This window comes from Streptomyces sp. GDS52, from assembly GCF_052246875.1.
In the GTDB taxonomy this organism is placed as follows: Bacteria; Actinomycetota; Actinomycetes; order Streptomycetales; family Streptomycetaceae; genus Streptomyces; species Streptomyces cathayae.
Genome location: NZ_CM125966.1, coordinates 6,101,717 through 6,121,863, shown reverse-complemented (window position 1 = coordinate 6,121,863; position 20,147 = coordinate 6,101,717). Strand labels below are relative to the sequence as shown.

Sequence of the window (20,147 nt, the reverse complement as noted above, 5' to 3'; positions counted from 1 at the left end):
CCACGCCCGTCACACGTCGCCGCTCAGAGCCTGAGCAGTGCCTCCAGCGGGGCACCGGCCAGGGCCGACTCCACCCTGGCCCGGCCACCGAGGAAGCCGAGTTCCATCAGCACGGCGAGGCCCACGACCTCGGCGCCGGCCCTGCGGATGAGCCGCACCGACGCCTCGGCGGTGCCGCCGGTGGCGAGCACGTCGTCGATCACCAGGACGCGGTCGGTGGTGGTCAGGTCCTCGGCGTGCACCTCGATCTCGGCGGAGCCGTACTCCAGGTCGTACGCCTGGCTGAGGGTGGCTCCGGGGAGCTTGCCCGCCTTGCGCACGGGGATGAACCCGAGGCCGGCCTGGACGGCGACCGGGGCGCCGAGGATGAAGCCCCGGGCCTCCAGGCCGACGATCTTGGTGGCGCCGGTGGCTCCGGCGATCACGGCGAGGGCGTCGCTGAGCACGGCGAACGCCTTGGGGTCGGCCAGGAGCGGGGTGATGTCCTTGAACATCACCCCCGGCTCCGGGTGGTCCTCGACGTCCCGGATACGGCTCAGCAGCAGTGCGGCGGCGTCGGTTGTTTCGGTCATCTGCGTTTTCCTGAGGGTCGGCCGCGCCCGCGGCTGCGGGACGCGGGTTGATGGTGTGGCCCCACAATGGCGGGCGCGGCGGGAACGGCGTCCGTCGGTCCGTGGTCGTGGCTGTCGTCGGGCATCCGGCTCTCGGCCGGCCCGCCCGTCTCCGTGCCCCGGGCCCGCTTGGCCAGGACACGCTTCTTCAGGGTCCGCATCGCCGGCTCGCGCTCCTTGAGGTCGGCGACGAGCGGCGTGGCGATGAAGATCGAGGAGTACGCACCGGCGGCGAGACCGACGAACAGCGACAGCGAGATGTCGTTCAGCATGCCGGCGCCGAGGACTCCGCCGCCGATGAACAGCAGGGCACCCACCGGCAGCAGCGCGACCACCGTGGTGTTGACGGAGCGGACCAGCGTGCTGTTGATGGAGCGGTTGGCGATCTCACTGTAGGTCCAGCGGGTCTGCTGGGTGATGTCGCGGGTCTGTTCCTTGAGGCTGTCGAAGACCACGACCGTGTCGTAGAGCGAGTAGCCGAGGATGGTCAGCAGCCCGATCACCGTGCCCGGGGTGACCTCGAAGCCCACGAGAGCGTAGATGCCGACGGTGATGGTGAGGTCGTGGATCAGCGCGACAAACGCGGCGACGGCCATGCGCCACTCGAAGGCGACGGCCAGATAGATCACGACCAGGAACAGGAAGATGCCGAGGCCCAGCCAGGCCTTGTTGGCGATCTGCTCGCCCCAGCTGGGACCGACCAGGTCCGCGTTGATCTGCTCGGGATTGACCTTCAGGTCCTGGGAGAGCTCCGTCTTGATCTTGTCCGAGACACCGGTGTCGATGCCCGCGATCTGGATGCGCAGACTGCCGTCACCGAGCTTCTGGACGATGGCGTCGTGGCCGGAGGCCTCTTCCGCGTAGGTCTCGGCCTGGGCGACCGAGGCGCTCATGTTCTTCGGGGTGGTGAAGACCGCCCCGCCCTGGAACTCGATGCCCATGTGGAGGCCGCGCACCGTCAGGCCGAGGATGGCCAGGACGGTGATCAGGATGGAGATGCCGTACCAGATCTTGCGGCTCTTGATGAAGTCGTATCCGACCTCACCGTGGTGCAGTCGGGCACCGAGACTACCGAGCTTCGACATCCCTCACGCCTCCTTCGGGTGGGAGGGGGCGGAGTGGTGGCGGGTGCGGCGCAACGGCGGCTTCGCTCCCAGAGCCTTCGGGTCGAGACCGGACCACTTGTGGCCGCTCGCGAAGAACTTCCGGCGGGCCATCAGCGTCAGCAGCGGCTTGGTGAACAGGAACACCACCACGACGTCGAGCACCGTGGTCAGGCCGAGCGTGAAAGCGAAGCCCTGGACCTTGCCGACGGTGACGACGAAGAGCACCGCGGCGGCGAGGAACGAGACGAAGTCGGAGACCAGGATGGTGCGCCGGGCGCGCGGCCAGGCCCGCTCCACGGCGGGGCGCAGGGTGCGGCCCTCACGGATCTCGTCCCGCACGCGTTCGAAGTAGACGATGAACGAGTCCGCCGTGATGCCGATCGCGACGATGGCGCCGCAGACGGCCGGCAGGTTCAGCGCGAAGCCGATGGTCGGGCCGAGCAGGGCCATGATCACGTAGGTGAGGGACGCGGACACCAGCAGCGAGGCGACGGCGATGAAGGACAGACCGCGGTAGTAGACCAGCAGGTACAGGACGACCAGGGCGAGGCCGATCGCGCCGGCGACGAGACCGGCGTGCAGCTGGTCACCGCCGAGCGCGGCGGTGACGGTGGTGACGCTGTCCTCGCGGAACGTCAGCGGCAGCGCGCCGTAGGACAGCATGTTGGCGAGTTCCTCGGCCGACTTCTGCGTGAAGTTGCCGGAGATCTCCGCGTTGCCGCCGGTGAGGGCCTGGCTGACGTAGGGGTCGGAGACGACCTCGCCGTCCAGGACGATGGCGAACTGGTTCTGCGGGGGCGGGTTCTGGGCCAGCTTGCCGGTGATGTCGGCGAACTTGCTGCTGCCCTTGTCCGTGAAGTCCATGGTGACGGTCCAGCCGGCACCGGACTGCGTGTTGAGGACGGCTTTGGCCTGGTCGACGTCCGTGCCGTCGACGGCGGCGGGGCCGAGGATGTACTTCTGCCACTGGCCCTGGGAGTTCTGGCCGCAGGCCACGGTCGAGTCGGTGGACCTGGCGCCGTCTCCGGCGGTGGCGCGGGCGCTCGCCTTGGTGCAGTCGAGCGCGGCGTACTGGGCCTGGAGCCCGCTGTCCGTCTCGCCCGGGGTACCGCCCGTGGCGGACGGGGAGGGAGTGGCCCCGTCCTCGGCCGGGCCGCTGGGGGGCGCCGACGGCGTGGCGTCGGCCTTCAGGGCGTCGGTGACCGCGCGGCCCCGGGTGGTGGAGTTCGCCGACGGGCTGGTGGAGGCGGACGGGGACCCCTCGTCGGTGGTCCTGTCCGTGGCCTTCTCGCTCGCCTTGTCGGTGGCCTTGTCCGCGCCGGCGCCCTGGCTCGAGGCGTCACCGGTGGCGCTGGGCGTGGGGGTGGCCCCGCCGGTGGCAAGTTCGGTCGCGAGGACCGGGCGGAAGTAGAGTTTGGCGGTGGTGCCGACCTGTTTCCGGGCCTGCTCGGAGTTGGTGCCCTTGGGGATGTTGACGATGATGTTACGGTCGCCCTGCGTCTGGACCTCTGCCTCGGAGACGCCGAGGCCGTTGACGCGACGTTCCATGATGGAGACCGCGGTTGCCATGTTGGCCGGGTTGATCGCGGATTCCTGGCCGGCCTCGGGGACCGCCGCCAGCGTGATGCTGGTGCCGCCGGCCAGGTCGATGCCCAGACGCGGGGTTTTGTGCCCGGAGGCGAACATGCCTCCGGTGAGCGCCACGATGGCGATCAGGATCAGGGTGAGCGAGCGCCACGGCTTGCTTGTGACGCTCGCCTTGTTTCCCTTTTTGAGTGCAGCCACCTTCGTACTCCCTCTCGGGCCGCCTCGGGCCCGGTCGATGGGCAGGCGGCCATGACTGGTCTGGGGATTCCGTGCGAGCGGGGCGGGTCCCGGGGTGCGCGGGCGGGCCCGCGCACCCTGGGGCTCGACTACTTCGTCCCGGAACCGCCTTCGGACTTCTTCGGCTGCTCGTCCGTCTTCGCCTTGTCGGCGGCGTCGGCCGGCTCGTCGGCCGTGTCAGCCGTTTCCTTCTCGTCCTTCTTACCGAAATCGACCGGCGTGTCGTCGGAGGCGGCAGCGTCGGAGGAGGCGTCGGTCTCGGTGAGGGAGGAGGCGTCGTCGGGGACGATGTCGGCATCGGACTTCAGGTCGTGCTCGACGCCGTGGACGATGTGGTTGTACTCCTCGTCGCTCAGGACGGCACCGATGGAGTTCTTCGCGAACAGCAGTTCCACGCCGGGGCCGGCGTCGAGAAGAACCGTGTCCTCACTGACCTCCTTGACCGTGGCGTACATGCCCCCGATCGTGCGGACACCGGAACCCGGCTGCATCTGGTTCCGCATATCAATGGCCTGCTGCTGCTTCTTCTTGGCCGACCGGGTCATCAGGAACATGGCCCCGATGAGCACAATGAAAGGGAGGAGGGTCAGGAGACTCACGGGTCGGACTTCCTTCACATGACCGCGACGGTGAACGGCCTGTTGGTTGGGGGTGTGTGATACCGCCTACAAGGGTGGCACCGGCGGAGTCTAGGCGAGTCCGCGCGCAGGGAACAACGCTCAGCGTGACACCGGGGTTCCGGTCCCGGCCGCTGCAGCCTCTCATGCCCCGAACAGGTCCCCTTGTCCGTTTCCGGTTCCGCGGGAGCCGGGCGGGGTGAGGCCGAGATGTGTCCATGCCGCCGGGGTCGCGACCCGGCCCCGCGGGGTACGGGCCAGCAGGCCCTCCCGCACCAGGAACGGCTCGGCGACCTCTTCCACCGTCTCACGTTCCTCCCCCACCGCGACCGCGAGCGTGGACAGGCCGACCGGTCCCCCGCCGAACAGCTTGATCAGGGCCTCCAGCACCGCCCGGTCGAGCCGGTCCAGGCCGCGGCCGTCGACCTCGTAGACCGCCAGGGCCGCCGTGGCGATCTCGCGGGTGACCACGCCGTCGGCCCTGACCTGGGCGTAGTCCCGGACCCGGCGCAGGAGGCGGTTGGCGATGCGGGGGGTGCCGCGCGAGCGGCCGGCGATCTCGGCGGCGCCGTCGGTCTCTATCCCGACCTCCAGGAGGCCCGCCGAGCGGTGGATCACCCGCTCCAGCTCGGTGGGCTCGTAGAACTCCATGTGCGCGGTGAAGCCGAAGCGGTCGCGCAGCGGGGGCGGCAGCAGACCCGCCCTGGTGGTGGCGCCGACCAGGGTGAACGGGGGCAGTTCGAGGGGGATGGCGGTCGCGCCGGGGCCCTTGCCGACGATGACGTCGACGCGGAAGTCCTCCATCGCCATGTACAGCATCTCCTCGGCGGGCCGGGACATCCGGTGGATCTCGTCGAGGAAGAGCACCTCACCCTCCTGGAGGGAGGACAGGATCGCCGCGAGGTCGCCGGCGTGCTGGATGGCCGGGCCGGAGGTGATGCGGATGGGGGCTTCCATCTCGGCCGCGATGATCATGGAGAGGGTGGTCTTGCCGAGACCGGGGGCGCCGGACAGCAGCACGTGGTCGGCGGTGGCACCCCGCGCGCGGGCGGCGCGCAGCACCAGGTCGAGCTGCTCGCGGACCTTCTCCTGGCCGATGAACTCGTCCAGGTCCTTGGGCCGCAGGGCGGCCTCGACGGCCTGGTCCTCCCCGTCGGCGACAGACCCCACCAACCGCTCCGCGGCGGGGTCGGTCGTGTCGTCCCAGTTCACTGAAGTCTCCTAGCCGGGGTGGGGCGGGCGTGCGGGTGGTGCGGTCGGGAGCTGCGGCCCGGGTGCCGCAGCCGGCGGTGGTGGTCCGTGGACCGCGAGCCGGACTACCGGGCGCGGTTCAGGGTCTGCAGAGCCGCCTTCAGCAGCGGGCCCACCTGGGGGGTGCCCTCGGCCGCCTCGGCCTGCGGGGTGACGGCGGCGACCGCCTCGTCGGCCTCACGTGCCGCGTACCCGAGGCCGATCAGCGCGGCGTGCAGCTGGTCGCGCCAGCCCGTGCTGCCGGGACCGGCCGCGGCCGCCGCCGCGCCCACCGGTGCGCCGAGGCGGTCCTTCAGCTCCAGGAACAGCTTCTGGGCGCCCTTCTTGCCGATGCCGGGCACGGCGGTGAGCGCCTTCTCGTCGGTGGTCGCGACGGCCCGGCGCAGCGCGTCCGGGGTGTGCACGGCGAGCATGGCCTGGGCCAGGCGCGGGCCCACGCCGCTGGCGGTCTGCAGCAGCTCGAAGACCTGCCGCTCGTCGTCGTCCGCGAAGCCGTACAGGGTGAGCGAGTCCTCGCGCACCACCAGGGACGTCGCGAGCCGGGCGGGCGCGCCGACGCGCAGCCCGGACAGGGTGTCGGGCGTGCACCGGACGGCCATGCCGACGCCGCCGACCTCGACGACCGCGGTGTCGGGGGCGAGCGCGGCGACCGTGCCGCTGACGAAGGCGATCATGCGGAGCGCCCCTTCGGTGAGTTCGGTGCTGTGGGTGTGCGCGAGGCGTGCAGGGCGGCCGCCTGACGCAGCCGGTTCTGGGCCGGGGCCCGCCAGATGTGGCAGATGGCGAGCGCCAGGGCGTCGGCCGCGTCGGCGGGCTTCGGGGGTGCGTCGAGCCGCAGCAGGCGGGTGACCATCGCGCCGACCTGGGCCTTGTCCGCGCGGCCGGAGCCGGTCACGGCGGCCTTGACCTCGCTGGGCGTGTGCAGGGCGACGGGGATGCCGCGGCGCGAGGCGCACAGCAGGGCGACGGCGCTCGCCTGGGCGGTGCCCATCACCGTCCGGACGTTGTGCTGGCTGAAGACACGCTCGACGGCGACGAACTCCGGCCGGTATTCGTCCAGCCACCGTTCCAGGCCCTGCTCGATGGCGACGAGGCGGTGTCCGAGATCGGCGTCGGCGGGCGTGCGTACGACGCCGACGCCGAGCATGGTGAGCGGTCGCCCGGCAACCCCCTCGACCACCCCGACGCCGCACCGCGTCAACCCCGGGTCGACCCCCAGCACCCGCACACCGGCCTCCCCTCTCTCTGCGGCTCGTCCGCCGCCGCTCTCGCGGACCTGGCTGATCGCCGCCGGGGTTCCTCGAGCGAGGGTTACGGTCCGCGTACGGTGATCTTTGGCGTACGCCAGGCTATCGGCTGCCACTGACAGGAGCGCGGGCCGGTGGGGACATGCCCCCACCGGCCCGCTGGGATCGTCACGCACGCGGCCACGTCACGCGTCGACGTCGACCTTCTCCATGATCTCGTCGCTCACGTCGAAGTTGGCGAAGACGTTCTGCACGTCGTCGCTGTCCTCCAGCGCGTCGATCAGCTTGAAGATCTTCTTGGCGCCCTCCTCGTCCAGCTCGACCTGCATGGTCGGGACGAAGTTGGCCTCGGCGGAGTCGTAGTCGATCCCCGCGCCCTGCAGCGCGGTGCGGACCTCGACGAGGTCGGTGGCCTCGCTGAGCACCTCGAAGGACTCACCGAGGTCGTTGACCTCCTCGGCGCCCGCGTCCAGGACGGCGGCGAGGACGTCGTCCTCGGCCAGCTCACCCTTGGGGACGATCACGACGCCCTTGCGGTGGAACAGGTACGACACCGAGCCGGGGTCGGCCATCGAGCCGCCGTTGCGGGTCATCGCGACCCGCACGTCCGAGGCGGCGCGGTTGCGGTTGTCGGTGAGGCACTCGATGAGCACCGCGACACCGTTCGGGCCGTAGCCCTCGTACATGATCGTCTCGTAGTCGGCGCCACCGGCCTCGAGACCGCCACCGCGCTTGATGGCGGAGTCGATGTTCTTGTTCGGCACCGACTGCTTCTTGGCCTTCTGAACGGCGTCGTAGAGCGTCGGGTTGCCGTCCAGGTCGACACCGCCCATACGCGCGGCGACCTCGATGTTCTTGATCAGCTTCGCGAAGAGTTTGCCGCGCTTGGCATCGAGGACGGCCTTCTTGTGCTTCGTCGTGGCCCATTTGGAGTGGCCGGCCATCTGACTCTCTCCTTCGCGTAACCCATCCCTGCAACAGACTCCCCCAGGGCTCGAAAGCCCGGGAGGTACCCAGGAATCCTACAAGGCGTCGGCCGCCCGGCACTCGCGTGTCATGGCGACGAACAGACCGTGCAGGCGGTGATCACCGGTCAGTTCCGGGTGGAACGAGGTGGCCAGGGCATTGCCCTGGCGGACCGCGACGATGTGGCCGTCGTGCTCGGCGACCACCTCGGCTCCGGCGCCGACGGACTCGACCCAGGGGGCGCGGATGAAGACACCGTGCACGGGGCCGCCCACCACTCCCTTGACGTCCACCGCGGCCTCGAAGGAGTCGTTCTGCCGTCCGAAGGCGTTGCGGCGCACGATCATGTCGATCCCGCCCACGGTCTCCTGACCCGAGCGCGGGTCGAGGATCCTGTCGGCGAGCAGGATCATCCCGGCACAGCTGCCGTAGACGGGCATGCCGGCCCGCACCCGTGCGCGCAGGGGCTCCATCAGTCCGAACAGGACGGCCAGTCTGGAGATGGTGGTGGACTCCCCGCCGGGCAGGACCAGGCCGTCGACCTCGGCGAGTTCGTCGGGCAGGCGCACCGGCCTGGCCACGGCACCTGCCGCGGCCAGGGCGACGAGGTGTTCCCGTACGTCGCCCTGGAGGGCCAGGACGCCTGTCACGACGTCGCTCATGCCTACCAGCCGCGGTTGGCGTAGCGCTCGGCCTCGGGAAGGGTGTCGCAGTTGATGCCGACCATGGCCTCACCGAGGTTGCGGGACGCCTCCGCGATCACCTTCGGGTCGTCGTAGAAGGTGGTGGCCTTGACGATGGCGGCGGCGCGCTTGGCCGGGTCGCCGGACTTGAAGATGCCGGAGCCGACGAAGACGCCCTCGGCGCCGAGCTGGCGCATCAGCGCGGCGTCGGCGGGGGTGGCGACACCGCCGGCGGAGAACAGCACGACGGGCAGCCTGCCCAGCTCGGCGACCTCCTTGACCAGCTCGTACGGGGCACGCAGCTCCTTGGCGGCGGCGTACAGCTCGTGGTTGTCGAAGCCGCGCAGCCGGGCGATCTCGTTCTTGATCTGGCGCAGGTGACGGACGGCCTCGACGACGTTGCCGGTGCCGGCCTCGCCCTTGGAGCGGATCATCGCGGCACCCTCGGCGATGCGGCGCAGGGCCTCGCCGAGGTTGGTGGCACCGCAGACGAAGGGGGTGGTGAACGACCACTTGTCGGAGTGGTTGACCTCGTCGGCCGGGGTGAGCACCTCGGACTCGTCGATGTAGTCGACGCCGAGGGACTGCAGGACCTGGGCCTCGACGAAGTGGCCGATGCGGGACTTGGCCATGACCGGGATGGAGACGGCCCCGATGATGCCGTCGATCATGTCCGGGTCGGACATGCGTGCCACGCCGCCGTCCTTGCGGATGTCGGCGGGCACGCGCTCCAGGGCCATGACGGCGACGGCGCCCGCGTCCTCGGCGATCTTCGCCTGCTCCGGCGTGACGACGTCCATGATCACGCCGCCCTTGAGCTGCTCGGCCATGCCGCGCTTCACGCGGGCGGTGCCGGTCTCGGGAGCCTGGTTTTCGGAGAGCGTGCTGGACACGAATGACCTCACTGTTGCGAAGAGGGGGTTTCTGCAGCACTGAGGAAACGTGAACGGACCGGTCCACAGCAAGAGCCAATGACGAGGCGGTGGATCCTTCTGGGTGGGCTCCTGGTCTTCCCGGGCGGGGCCTCGCTACGCGGCCCGCTCCATCAGGAAGGCCGGTGGTTCGTCGTCCATTTCGAAGGCCATCGGGAACGGCGCGTGTCCCGCCAGCCGGAACCAGCGCACCTTGCGGTGCCGGCGCAGAGCACGTGCGGCCCGTACGGCGTCGTTGTGGAAACGCCGTGCCATGGGCACCCTGCGCACCGCCTCGGCGAGTTCCAGGGCCGCCTCCTCTCCCCCGGGCGCGTCCCTGACCGCGTCCACCTGCGGCGCCTCGGCGAAGACGGCACGCAGCGCCTGGCTCAGTTCGCTCTCGGCGACCTCCCGTTGCTCCTCCACCGTCTGCCGTGCGGCGTGCGCGGCCTCGTAGAGCACGATCGAGGCGGCCGGGTCGAGCACCCCCGACGTGGCCAGTTCCTGCGCCACCGAGGCGCGACGCAGCAACTGCGCGTCCAGCGCGGCACGGGCGGCGTCGATCCGGGCGTGCAGCCGGTCCAGCCGCCCCGCCGTCCAGCTCAGATAGAGGCCGATCGCGGCGAGGACGACAAGGATCCAGATGAGGGTTGCGGTCACGGGCGGCAAGGCTACCGGGAGCCGCATCCGGACCCGAACAAGCCGGAGCCCGACCGGCGGGGCCGGGCTCCCGTTCCGTTCCGAGCCCTCAGTCCCGCGTCAGACCGAATCGTGTCCACCGTTTCGCCGTCCGGTCGTCCGCCGCCACCGCGGCCGCGCCGGCGGTCACCGTCTCGTAGACGGACATGATGTCCGCGCCGACGGTCGACCAGTCGAAGCGGCGGACGTGGGCGCTGCCCCGTTCACTCAGCTTCGCGCGGCGCTCCGGGTCCTCCAGGAGGCCGATCGCGGCGTCGGCGAGCGCGTCGGCGTCCTCGTTGGGGAACAGTTCGCCCGCCGCCCCCCGGTCGAGGACCTGGGCGAAGGCGTCCAGGTCGGAGGCGAGCACCGGCGCCCCCGCGGACATCGCCTCGACCAGGATGATGCCGAAGCTCTCGCCGCCGGTGTTGGGCGCCACGTACAGGTCGACGCTGCGCAGGAGCCGGGCCTTGTCCTCGTCGCTGACCATGCCGAGGAACTCCACCCGGGAACGGAGTTCGGCGGGCAGGCTCTCGACCGCCTCCTCCTCGTCGCCGCGTCCCGCGACCAGCAGCCGCGCCCGCGGGCGGGCGGCGAGGATCTTCGGCAGGGCCCGCATCAGCACCGGGAGGCCCTTGCGGGGCTCGTCGATACGGCCGATGAAGCCGATCGTCTCCCCCTGCCACCGCGGATCGGCCTCGGCGCGGGCGAAGAAGTCGACGTCCACACCGTTCGGGATCACCACGGCGTCCCCGCCGAGGTGTTCGACGAGCGTGCGGCGGGCGTACTCGCTCACCGCGATCCGCGCGCTGATCTTCTCCAGGGCCGCCTGCAGGATGGAGTAGGCGGCGATCATGGCCCTGGAGCGCGGGTTGGACGTGTGGAAGGTGGCCACGATGGGTCCCTCGGCGGCCCAGCAGGCCAGCAGACCGAGCGAGGGCGAGGTCGGCTCGTGGATGTGGATCACGTCGAAGGCGCCCTCGTGCAGCCAGCGCCGCACCCGGGCCGCCGACAGGAAACCGAAGTTGAGCCGGGCCACCGAGCCGTTGTACGGCACCGGCACCGCGCGGCCGGCCGAGACGACGTACGGCGGCAGCGGAGTGTCGTCGTCGGCCGGGGCGAGGACGGAGACCTCGTGGCCGAGCCGGATGAAGTACTCGGCCAGGTCACGGATGTGGAACTGGACGCCGCCCGGTACGTCCCAGGAGTACGGGCAGACGATGCCGATTCTCACGGAGTCGCCTCCCGCGCGGGATCGAGGTCCTTGAGCCACAAGCGCTGCAGCATGTGCCAGTCCTCCGGATGCTCGGCGATCCCCGTGGCGAAGGCGTCGGCCAGCGCCTGTGTCATCACGGACGTCTTCTCGGCGCGGGTGCCCGACTCGGGGATCCCGACCGGCGGATGGACCCGGCCCCGCATCACGGGCGAGTCGTCGTACCAGAGCGTCACCGGCAGCAGCAGCGCACCGGTCTGCTGGGCGAGCAGGGCGGGGCCGGCCGGCATCCGCGCGCTCTCGCCGAAGAAGTCGACCTCCACGCCGGAGGCCGACAGATCGCGGTCGGCGACCAGGCAGACCAGTCCCCCGCCGCGCAGCCGCCGGGCCAGCGTGCCGAACGCGCTGCCGCCGCTGTGCGGGAGCACCTCCATGCCGAGGCCCTCGCGGTAGGCGACGAACCGGTCGTACAGCGTCTCCGGCTTCAGTCGCTCGGCGACGGTGGTGAAGGGGATGCCGAGCCCGGTGGTGGCCCAGGCGCCCGCGAGATCCCAGTTGGCGAGGTGCGGCAGTGCCAGGACGACGCCCTTGCCGGCCGCCATGCCGTCGGTCAGCCGGTGGATGTCCTTGATCTCCACACCGCCCGTTATGCGCTCCCGGCTCCAGGCCGGCAGCCGGAAGGACTCCATCCAGTACCGCAGGTACGAGCGCATGCCCGCGCGGGACAGTTCGGCGAGCCGCTCGGGGCCCGCGCCCGGCACCACGCGCGCGTAGTTGGCCTCCAGCCGCAGCACGCCCTTGCCCCGGCGCTTCCAGGCCAGGTCGGCGATGCTCCGGCCGAGCCGTACGGCGACGGGTTCGGGGAGTTTCCTGACGGTGGCCCAGCCGACGCCGTACAGGGCGTCGGTCAGCCGTTCCTGGACGCTCACTTCGCGGTCTCGCTCCCCCGGGTCTGCCGGTCCTCGGCGGACTTCCGCGCCCCGGTCTCCTGCGTCCCGGACTCCCGTTCCGCGGGCTCCCGTTCCGCGGCCTCGGCCTCGGCGGACTCCCGGCGGACGGTGACGACCCGCTGGATCAGCGTGATCAGGCTGCCGACGGCGACGATCCACAGGGCGACCGGCAGCAGGTACCGGACGCCGGGCACACCGAATGCGTGCAGGCCCGCCAGGCCCGCCGCGACCAGCGAGATCACCAGCCGCTCGGCCCGCTCGATCAACCCGTTCACCGCGACCGGCAGTCCGATCGACTCGCCGCGCGCCTTGGTGTACGACACCACCTGGCCGCTGGCCAGGCAGAAGATCGAGACGGCGCACAGCACGAGGTCGTCGCCCCCGCCCGCGTACCACAGGGCGAGACCGGCGAAGACGGCCCCGTCGGCGACCCGGTCGAGGGTGGAGTCGAGGAAGGCCCCCCAGCGGCTGGAGCGGCCCAGCTGGCGGGCCATGTTGCCGTCGACGAGGTCGGAGAACACGAACAACGTGATGACGACCGTGCCCCAGAAGAACTCGCCCATGGGGTAGAAGACCAGCGCGCCCGCGACCACACCCGCGGTGCCGATGAGCGTGACCGTGTCCGGGCTGACCCCCCGCCGGATGAGAAACGCGGCGAACGGCGTGAGGACACGCGTGAAGAATGCACGCGCGTACTTGTTCAGCATGGCCTTCCCGACGGTCGGTGTGGCCGTGTGGCCCTGCTGGCCACCGGCTGGCCCATCGTAGTCACGCGTGCGTACCGCCGTCGGCCGGGCACCGAACGTCCGGCGCGGGTCGGCGGCGCACGCGGGGGCGGACCGGGAGGCGGGATCACGTCCCTCGTATGGACGCACCGTGACGGGAGTGCAAAGCTCGAAGGAGCGCGGGCGTCGCCGGAGCCGTCACCGCTCGGGGTGCCCCCGGGCGAGTGCCCGGGGGCAGGGTTCCGCTTATCCGCGCCCACAGTGACTTCACCGTGCACGGGAGGCAGGACCGTGACTCCGCTCCCCCTCCTGAAGGAAGGGTGCTTCCCACCCGAGGGTTGCGGTCCAGCCCGAACCGGTCCCTTGCGGGACACCAGAAACGTACATCAGGGATTCGATTCCCCCACCGGCTGAAGCTGGTGGTTCCCTCGGAAGAGGTCCGATGGGCGACAAGGCGCACACACACCCCGGAGCCGCCGGAAGGGCACAGGCGGCCGACCACCCCACGTCCGTACGGAATGTGGTACTGGTCGGCCACTCCGGATCGGGTAAGACGACCTTGGTGGAGGCTCTCGCACTGACCGCGGGGGCGGTGAACCGGGCGGGCCGGGTGGAGGACGGCGGCACCGTCTCCGACTACGACGACATCGAGCACCGGCAGCAACGCTCGGTACAGCTCTCCCTGGTGCCCGTGGAATGGGACGGCATCAAGATCAACCTGCTGGACACCCCCGGATACGCCGATTTCGTCGGTGAACTCAGGGCCGGTCTGCGAGCGGCGGACGCGGCCCTCTTCGTCGTCTCGGCCTCCGACGGCGTGGACGGCTCGACCCGGATGGTGTGGGACGAGTGCGCGGCCGTCGGCATGCCCCGGGCCATCGTCGTCACGCACCTGGAAGCGGCGCGCGCGGACTTCCAGGAGATGACGCGCGTCTGCGCGGAGGCGTTCGGCGGGGACGACCCCGACGCCGTGCTGCCGCTGTACCTGCCCCTGCACGGCCCTGCGGGGCCCGACGGGCACGCGCCCGTGCACGGTCTGATCGGACTGCTCTCACAGAAGCTGTTCGACTACTCCGGCGGCGAGCGCAAGGAGTCCGAACCCGGTGCGGGACATCTGCCCCTCATCGAGGAGGCCCGCGGCCGGCTGATCGAGGGGATCATCGCCGAGAGCGAGGACGAGACCCTCATGGACCGCTATCTGGGCGGTGAACAGGTCGATGTCAAGACCCTGGTCGAGGACCTGGAGCGAGCGGTCGCGCGCGGTGTGTTCTTCCCCGTCCTGGCTGCCGCACCCGCCGCCGAGGGCGCCCGCCAGGGACTCGGCACGGTCGAACTGCTGGAGCTGATCACCCGCGGCTTCCCGACCCCGCTGGAGCGCGGCACCCCGAACGTGACCTCCATCGACGGCAGGCCGCGCGAGCTCGAGCCGTGCGACCCCGACGCCCCGCTGGTCGCGGAGGTCGTCAAGACCTCCTCCGACCCCTACGTCGGCCGGATCTCCCTGATCCGCGTCTTCTCCGGCACCCTGCGCGCCGACCAGACCGTCCATGTCTCCGGGCACGGCCTGACCGACCGGGGCCACGAGGACCACGATGTCGACGAGCGGATCGGCGCCCTGTCCACGCCGTTCGGCAAGCTGCAGCGACCGGTGTCGCACGTCATCGCGGGCGATCTGGCGTGCGTGGCGAAACTGGGCCGTGCCGAGACCGGGGACACCCTGTCCGCCAAGGACGACCCGCTGCTCATGGAAGCCTGGGAGATGCCCGACCCGCTGCTGCCGCTGGCCATCGAGGCGCACAGCAAACCCGACGAGGACAAACTCTCGCAGGGGCTCTCCCGCCTCGTGGCGGAGGACCCGACGATGCGCCTGGAGCAGAACCAGGACACCCATCAGGTGGTCCTGTGGTGTCTGGGCGAAGCACACGCGGACGTGGCCCTGGAGCGGCTGCGCAGCCGGTACGGCGTCCAGGTGGACGTCGTGGCCCACCGGGTGCCGTTGCGGGAGACGTTCGGCGACCGGGCGGCCGGACGCGGGCGGCACGTCAAACAGTCCGGCGGCCACGGGCAGTTCGCCATCTGCGAGATCGAGGTGGAGCCGCTGCCGGGCGGCTCGGGCATCGAGTTCGTGGACAAGGTGGTCGGCGGCTCGGTGCCGCGGCAGTTCATCCCCTCCGTCGAGAAGGGCGTACGGGCCCAGGCCGCCAAGGGCGTCGCGGCCGGCCACCCGCTGATCGACGTACGGGTGACGCTGCTGGACGGCAAGGCGCACTCGGTGGACTCCTCCGACGCGGCGTTCCAGACGGCCGGCGCGCTGGCGCTGCGGGAGGCGGCCGCGGACGCGCGGATCAATCTCCTGGAGCCGGTGGCCGAGGTGAGCGTCCTGGTCGGCGACGACTACGTGGGAACGGTGATGAGCGATCTGTCCGGCCGGCGCGGCCGAGTGCTCGGCACCGAGCAGTCGGCGGGTGGCCGCACCCTCATCAGGGCCGAGGTGCCGGAGATCGAGATCGGCCGGTACAGCGTCGACCTGCGGTCGCTCTCGCACGGCACCGCGCGCTTCAGCCGCCGGTACGTGCGGCACGAGCCGATGCCGCCGCAGATCGCGGAGCGGGCACGGGAGGAGGCCCGCAGCGCCTGACGGCGCCGTCGGTGCCCCTCCGGTCGGCGCCGGGCGCCCGTGAGGAAACCCCGCGGGCGCCCGCGTACGCCTTTGCCCGCATGCGCCCCGAGAAGCCCTCCGGACACCCCCTCGGAGCGCCGGCCGCCGGCCCGGCAGGCGGCTTTCGGCCGTCCGCCGACGGACACCGGTGGCTGCCGATACTCTGAAGTCCAGATCAACAGGTGTGCGCGGCAAGGAAGTCGGGAAGGCCGCAAGACGACAGTCGCGGCGATCGGGGGCGGGAATGACCGTTGAGGGCGGTTACGCGGAGTTCTTCGGTCCGCAGGTGCCACGCACCGGCGACGAGGGGCAGACCCCGACGTTCGCGCTGGCCTCGGCGGCCTACCGGGACAACGAGGCCGAGGAGATACTCAAGGCCAACAACGAGTGGCACAAGTCGTCCGTCGACAAGCCCAGGATCGCGCTGTTCCGGCCGAACCTGGGCGAGGCGTTCTCCCGGGCGATCATCGACCGGATGCTGGGCTCCGGGCGGGCACCCCTCATCCAGTCCTTCGGCGCCCACCCCCAGGTGGTGGTGGAGCACAGCCTCGCGGCGCACCGCATCCGGCGGGACCGGGACAACTGGCTGAGTGCCGTGATGGTGCTGTGCGGCCTGCTGTTCCTGCCCGGACTGCTGGTGTGGCTGCTGGTCTTCCAGATCCGCACCACCATCGCCAGACGCGAGGACAAGCGGGCCGGCGCGCTCGCCACCACGCTCCTGGTCGCGGTGGGCGTGCTCGCGGTGATCTTCCTGCTCCGGATGCCCTTCGACGGGTTCTGGGGCTGGTACGCGCGCGCGTCGGTCGTCGCCCCGGTGGTGGGCTGGTTCTGGGCCAAGCGGATCTGCGAGCGCACGGCGCGGGACCTCAGGGAGCGCTGGAGCAGCCTGCTCTCCGGCGGCAGCGTGGGTGCCAAGGTACCCGAAGCGGTGCCGAGCAGCCCCGGCGAGACGGCTGCCGAGCAGTTGCGCCAGTCGCTGGCCCGGCTCAGCGCCGAACAGCAGTCCAACTCCGTGTTCTACGCCGGCCCCAAGGGGATACTGGGCATGGGAACGCGCTGGGGCAGCTGGCAGCTCGCCGAGGAGCTCATACCGATCGATCCGGACCGGGAGATCAACCCGTTCCGCAGCTGGGACGTGATCAAGGCCATCCACGACCGGCTGCGCATGCTGGAGCGTGGTCCGCTGCACACCGGCGGCTTCACCAAGCCGTCGGTACGGCACTGGATCGTCACCCCGATCGGGGAGAACGCGGACGGGGTGTCCCGGCCCGGGGGCACCGACGTCGAGGCGTACCAGATCAAGCAGCACGCCATACAGGAGATCTGCAACAACCAGCAGTTCGGCGCGGGCGACCGGCACTACCTGGGCGTGCAGTGGACGCTGTGGGACGGCCAGCTGGTCCTCACCATGCTGATCACGGTGACGGTGCTGCACGAGACGCTGCGCATCGAGGTCACCGGGCATGCCCTGGGGCCGGTGCACTCCCTGTTCACCAGCAAGCCGGCGGCCAAGGAGAAGACGGTCCAGAAGTCGGTCAGGTTCTGGGAGACCCGTACGGTGAAGCTCCCCCTGGTCGACGCGGACGAGGTGGTGCGCCTGGCCGCCCGGGCGCCGCTGACCTGGTATCCGCCGCTGCTGTACTGGCTGGGCGGCAAGCTCTCACTGCCCGAGCCCTTCGGCCTGCGGCACGCCTGGGCCGACAAGCCGTGGCGGCACCGTTTCATGGCCGACGACGCGCTGCGCGCCGCCACACCGGTCCTGCGGGCGGTGCACTCGGCGGCGATCAAGGTGCTGAAGGAGAACGGCGTGGACACGGAGAAGTTCGGCGCCCGCTCGGCGGGCCTGAGCGGAGCCGTCCAGGAAGCGGCGCCCAGGAAGGCCGACGTGTACGACGCGTAGGTCTCCGGCGGTGCGGCCGGAGACCACGGGCCCGCCGGCGGGGGCGGCAGCCGCGGATCAGTCTGTCGGCCAGGCCTCCGCCAGCATCTTGCGGGTGTCGCCCAGCAGCTGCGGCAGCACCTTCGTGTGGCCGATCACGGGCATGAAATTGGTGTCGCCGCCCCAGCGGGGTACGACGTGCTGGTGCAGGTGCCCGGCGATGCCGGCGCCCGCGACGGTGCCCTGGTTCATGCCGATGTTGAAGCCGTGCGCGCCGGAGGCGGTGCGCAGGGCACTCATCGCGTGCTGGGTGAACTCGGCGAGCTCCGCCGTCTCTCCCGTCGTCAGGTCCGTGTAGTCGGCGACGTGGCGGTACGGCACCGTCATCAGGTGGCCGCCCGTGTAGGGGTAGAGGTTGAGCACGGCGTAGACCAGCTCGCCGCGCTTGATGATCAGCCCGTCCTCGTCGGACGTGGCCGGGATGGAGCAGAAGGGACAGCCGTCGTCGGCACCCGGGCCGCTCGGCTTGTTCTCGCCCTGGATGTAGGCCATCCGGTGGGGCGTCCACAGACGCTGGAACGCGTCCTGCGTACCCACTCCCGACTGCTGCTCCGGCTCACTCGTCATGCGTGCAGCATATGGCGTCACCGTGGGGGAACGGCAAAGGCCCCCGGGGAATACCCGGGGGCCGATCCCCGCGCAGGCGGGGAGCAGGTGGTCGGCAGGTGCGGACCACGGCAGAGGTCGGGATCACCCCCGCTCAGGCGGGGACCGCATCAGACCTGAACGCGACGCTCCACCACGTCAACGAGCTTCGCCAGCGCTTCGTCACGCGGAACGCCGTTCTCCTGCGAACCGTCGCGGTAGCGGAACGACACCGTGCCCGCGTTCATGTCGTCGTCACCGACGATGATCATGAACGGCACCTTGAGCTTCTGCTGCGTGCGGATCTTCTTCTGCATACGGTCCGAGGAGGAGTCCACCTCGACCCTCAGGCCCTGCTTCTTCGCGTCCGCGGCGAACTTCTCCAGGTACTCCACGTGCGCGTCGCCCACCGGGATGCCCACCGCCTGCACCGGCGCCAGCCATGCCGGGAAGGCGCCCGCGTAGTGCTCGAGGAGTACCGCGAAGAACCGCTCGATGGAGCCGAACAGCGCGCGGTGGATCATGACCGGGCGGGTCTTGGAGCCGTCCGCGGCGGTGTACTCCAGGTCGAAGCGCTCCGGCAGGTTGAAGTCGAGCTGGATCGTCGACATCTGCCAGGTGCGGCCGATGGCATCGCGGGCCTGCACGGAGATCTTCGGTCCGTAGAAGGCAGCGCCGCCCGGGTCCGGGACCAGCGGCAGGCCCTGCTTCTCGGCGACCTGGCGGAGGGTCTCGGTGGCCTCCTCCCACGCCTCGTCCGTGCCGACGAACTTCGTCTCGTCCTTGGTGGACAGCTCCAGGTAGAAGTCGGTCAGACCGTAGTCGCGCAGCAGGTTCAGGACGAAGGTGAGGGTCTTGTCGAGCTCCTCGGACATCTGCTCGCGGGTGCAGTAGATGTGCGCGTCGTCCTGGGTGAAGCCGCGGGCGCGGGTCAGACCGTGCACGACGCCCGACTTCTCGTAGCGGTAGACCGTGCCGAACTCAAAAAGCCTCAGGGGCAGTTCACGGTACGACCGGCCGCGCGCGTCGAAGATCAGGTTGTGCATCGGGCAGTTCATGGGCTTGAGGTAGTAGTCCACGCCCTCGTCGAGCTGCATGGGCGGGTACATGCCGTCGGCGTACCAGTCCAGGTGGCCCGAGGTCTCGAAAAGTTTCCCCTTGGTCGCGTGCGGGGTGTAGACGAACTCGTAGCCCTCCTCCTCGTGCCTGCGCCGCGAGTAGTCCTCCATGACCCGGCGGATGATGCCGCCCTTGGGGTGGAAGACGGCGAGACCGGAGCCGATCTGCTCGGGGATGGAGAACAGGTCGAGCTCGGAGCCCAGCTTGCGGTGGTCGCGCTTCTCGGCCTCGGCGAGGAACTCCAGGTGCGCCTTCAGCTCGTCCTTGGTCGGCCAGGCGGTGCCGTAGATCCGCTGGAGCTGCTTGTTCTTCTCGCTGCCGCGCCAGTACGCCGAGGCGTTGCGCATGAGCTTGAACGCCGGGATGTTCCGGGTGGTCGGCAGGTGCGGGCCACGGCAGAGATCCCGCCAGCACAGTTCGCCGGTCTTGGCGTCCAGGTTGTCGTAGATCGTCAGCTCGCCGGCGCCGACCTCGACGTCCGCGCCGTCGTCGTGCGACGCGGAACCCTTGATGCCGATCAGTTCCAGCTTGTACGGCTCGTCGGCGAGCTCCTCGCGGGCCTCGTCGTCGGTGACCACGCGGCGGGAGAAGCGCTGGCCGCGCTTCTGGATCTCCTGCATGCGCTTCTCGATGGCCTTGAGGTCATCGGGGTGGAAGGGCTTGTCGACGTCGAAGTCGTAGTAGAAGCCGTCCCGGACCGGCGGGCCGATGCCCAGCTTGGCCTCGGGGAACAGTTCCTGCACTGCCTGCGCCATGACGTGCGCGGTGGAGTGGCGCAGGATGTTCAGGCCGTCCTCGGAGGAGATCTCGACGCCCTCGACGGTCTCGCCGTCCTTGACCTCGTAGGCGAGGTCCTTGAGCTCACCGGCCACCCGCGCCGCGATGATCGAGCGCTCGCCTGCGAAGAGCTCGGCGGCCGTGGTGCCCGTGGTCACCACGCGCTCGTCCCGCTCGGAATCGCGTTGGATGATCACACGGACGTCTGACACCGGTCTCTCCTGACTGAAGGCTTTGACTGCGGCGCCATACCTGAGCGCACGCACGGGTGCGATCGTACCGACCC

18 protein-coding genes are annotated in these 20,147 nt (G+C 70.5%); 2 read left to right on the top strand and 16 right to left on the bottom strand.

Features of this window, described 5'->3' with window-relative positions:
- Positions 1 to 23: 23 nt before the first annotated feature.
- From ACTWJ9_RS28000 to pgsA, 14 genes are all read right to left on the bottom strand, one after another.
- Positions 24 to 572, bottom strand: coding sequence for an adenine phosphoribosyltransferase (locus ACTWJ9_RS28000; protein WP_279337039.1), 549 nt, complete (start codon positions 570 to 572; stop codon positions 24 to 26).
- Positions 569 to 1,696, bottom strand: coding sequence for a protein translocase subunit SecF (gene secF, locus ACTWJ9_RS27995; RefSeq protein ID WP_279337038.1), 1,128 nt, complete (start codon positions 1,694 to 1,696; stop codon positions 569 to 571). Before secF ends, ACTWJ9_RS28000 begins: the two co-directional genes overlap by 4 nt.
- Before the next feature lie 3 nt (positions 1,697 to 1,699).
- Entirely contained in the window at positions 1,700 to 3,502 is a 1,803-nt protein-coding gene (gene secD, locus ACTWJ9_RS27990; RefSeq protein ID WP_279337037.1) for a protein translocase subunit SecD, read from the bottom strand.
- 128 nt (positions 3,503 to 3,630) lie between these two features.
- On the bottom strand, positions 3,631 to 4,140 hold the full coding sequence (gene yajC / locus ACTWJ9_RS27985; RefSeq protein WP_443294910.1) for a preprotein translocase subunit YajC: 510 nt from the start codon (positions 4,138 to 4,140) through the stop codon (positions 3,631 to 3,633).
- Positions 4,141 to 4,302: 162 nt separating this feature from the next.
- On the bottom strand, positions 4,303 to 5,370 hold the full coding sequence (gene ruvB / locus ACTWJ9_RS27980) for a Holliday junction branch migration DNA helicase RuvB (RefSeq protein WP_279337035.1): 1,068 nt from the start codon (positions 5,368 to 5,370) through the stop codon (positions 4,303 to 4,305).
- Positions 5,371 to 5,474: 104 nt separating this feature from the next.
- The gene (ruvA, locus tag ACTWJ9_RS27975; protein WP_279337034.1) at positions 5,475 to 6,083 is read right to left on the bottom strand and encodes a Holliday junction branch migration protein RuvA; all 609 of its coding nucleotides are present in this window, start codon (positions 6,081 to 6,083) and stop codon (positions 5,475 to 5,477) included.
- Positions 6,080 to 6,637, bottom strand: coding sequence for a crossover junction endodeoxyribonuclease RuvC (gene ruvC / locus ACTWJ9_RS27970; RefSeq protein WP_279338121.1), 558 nt, complete (start codon positions 6,635 to 6,637; stop codon positions 6,080 to 6,082). The genes ruvA and ruvC overlap by 4 nt, the downstream gene beginning before the upstream one ends.
- A 204-nt stretch (positions 6,638 to 6,841) precedes the next feature.
- A complete protein-coding gene (locus ACTWJ9_RS27965; protein ID WP_279337033.1) occupies positions 6,842 to 7,600 on the bottom strand; it encodes a YebC/PmpR family DNA-binding transcriptional regulator in 759 nt (252 codons plus the stop codon).
- A 78-nt stretch (positions 7,601 to 7,678) separates the two neighbouring features.
- Complete coding sequence (gene pdxT / locus ACTWJ9_RS27960) at positions 7,679 to 8,284, bottom strand: pyridoxal 5'-phosphate synthase glutaminase subunit PdxT (protein ID WP_387039721.1); 606 nt, start codon at positions 8,282 to 8,284, stop codon at positions 7,679 to 7,681.
- Positions 8,285 to 8,286: 2 nt separating this feature from the next.
- Entirely contained in the window at positions 8,287 to 9,198 is a 912-nt protein-coding gene (gene pdxS / locus ACTWJ9_RS27955; protein WP_202276752.1) for a pyridoxal 5'-phosphate synthase lyase subunit PdxS, read from the bottom strand.
- Positions 9,199 to 9,333: 135 nt separating this feature from the next.
- A complete protein-coding gene (locus tag ACTWJ9_RS27950) occupies positions 9,334 to 9,876 on the bottom strand; it encodes a hypothetical protein (protein ID WP_279337031.1) in 543 nt (180 codons plus the stop codon).
- A gap of 88 nt (positions 9,877 to 9,964) precedes the next feature.
- Positions 9,965 to 11,128 carry a glycosyltransferase family 4 protein gene (locus ACTWJ9_RS27945; RefSeq protein ID WP_279337030.1) on the bottom strand — a complete coding sequence of 388 codons (1,164 nt, stop codon included), beginning with the start codon at positions 11,126 to 11,128 and terminating at the stop codon, positions 9,965 to 9,967.
- On the bottom strand, positions 11,125 to 12,036 hold the full coding sequence (locus tag ACTWJ9_RS27940; RefSeq protein WP_279337029.1) for a phosphatidylinositol mannoside acyltransferase: 912 nt from the start codon (positions 12,034 to 12,036) through the stop codon (positions 11,125 to 11,127). The genes ACTWJ9_RS27945 and ACTWJ9_RS27940 overlap by 4 nt, the downstream gene beginning before the upstream one ends.
- A complete protein-coding gene (pgsA, locus tag ACTWJ9_RS27935) occupies positions 12,033 to 12,764 on the bottom strand; it encodes a phosphatidylinositol phosphate synthase (protein WP_443294909.1) in 732 nt (243 codons plus the stop codon). The genes ACTWJ9_RS27940 and pgsA overlap by 4 nt, the downstream gene beginning before the upstream one ends.
- 460 nt (positions 12,765 to 13,224) lie before the next feature.
- Between pgsA and ACTWJ9_RS27930 the strand changes: the two genes are divergently transcribed.
- Positions 13,225 to 15,420 carry an elongation factor G-like protein EF-G2 gene (locus ACTWJ9_RS27930; protein WP_387039714.1) on the top strand — a complete coding sequence of 732 codons (2,196 nt, stop codon included), beginning with the start codon at positions 13,225 to 13,227 and terminating at the stop codon, positions 15,418 to 15,420.
- Positions 15,421 to 15,685: 265 nt separating this feature from the next.
- Positions 15,686 to 17,341 carry a hypothetical protein gene (locus ACTWJ9_RS27925; RefSeq protein ID WP_279337025.1) on the top strand — a complete coding sequence of 552 codons (1,656 nt, stop codon included), beginning with the start codon at positions 15,686 to 15,688 and terminating at the stop codon, positions 17,339 to 17,341.
- A 57-nt stretch (positions 17,342 to 17,398) separates the two neighbouring features.
- On the opposite strand, the gene ACTWJ9_RS27920 is transcribed toward ACTWJ9_RS27925, so the two are convergent.
- On the bottom strand, positions 17,399 to 17,947 hold the full coding sequence (locus tag ACTWJ9_RS27920; protein ID WP_279337024.1) for an HIT family protein: 549 nt from the start codon (positions 17,945 to 17,947) through the stop codon (positions 17,399 to 17,401).
- A gap of 149 nt (positions 17,948 to 18,096) precedes the next feature.
- On the bottom strand, positions 18,097 to 20,073 hold the full coding sequence (gene thrS, locus ACTWJ9_RS27915) for a threonine--tRNA ligase (protein ID WP_279337023.1): 1,977 nt from the start codon (positions 20,071 to 20,073) through the stop codon (positions 18,097 to 18,099).
- Positions 20,074 to 20,147: the final 74 nt, after the last annotated feature.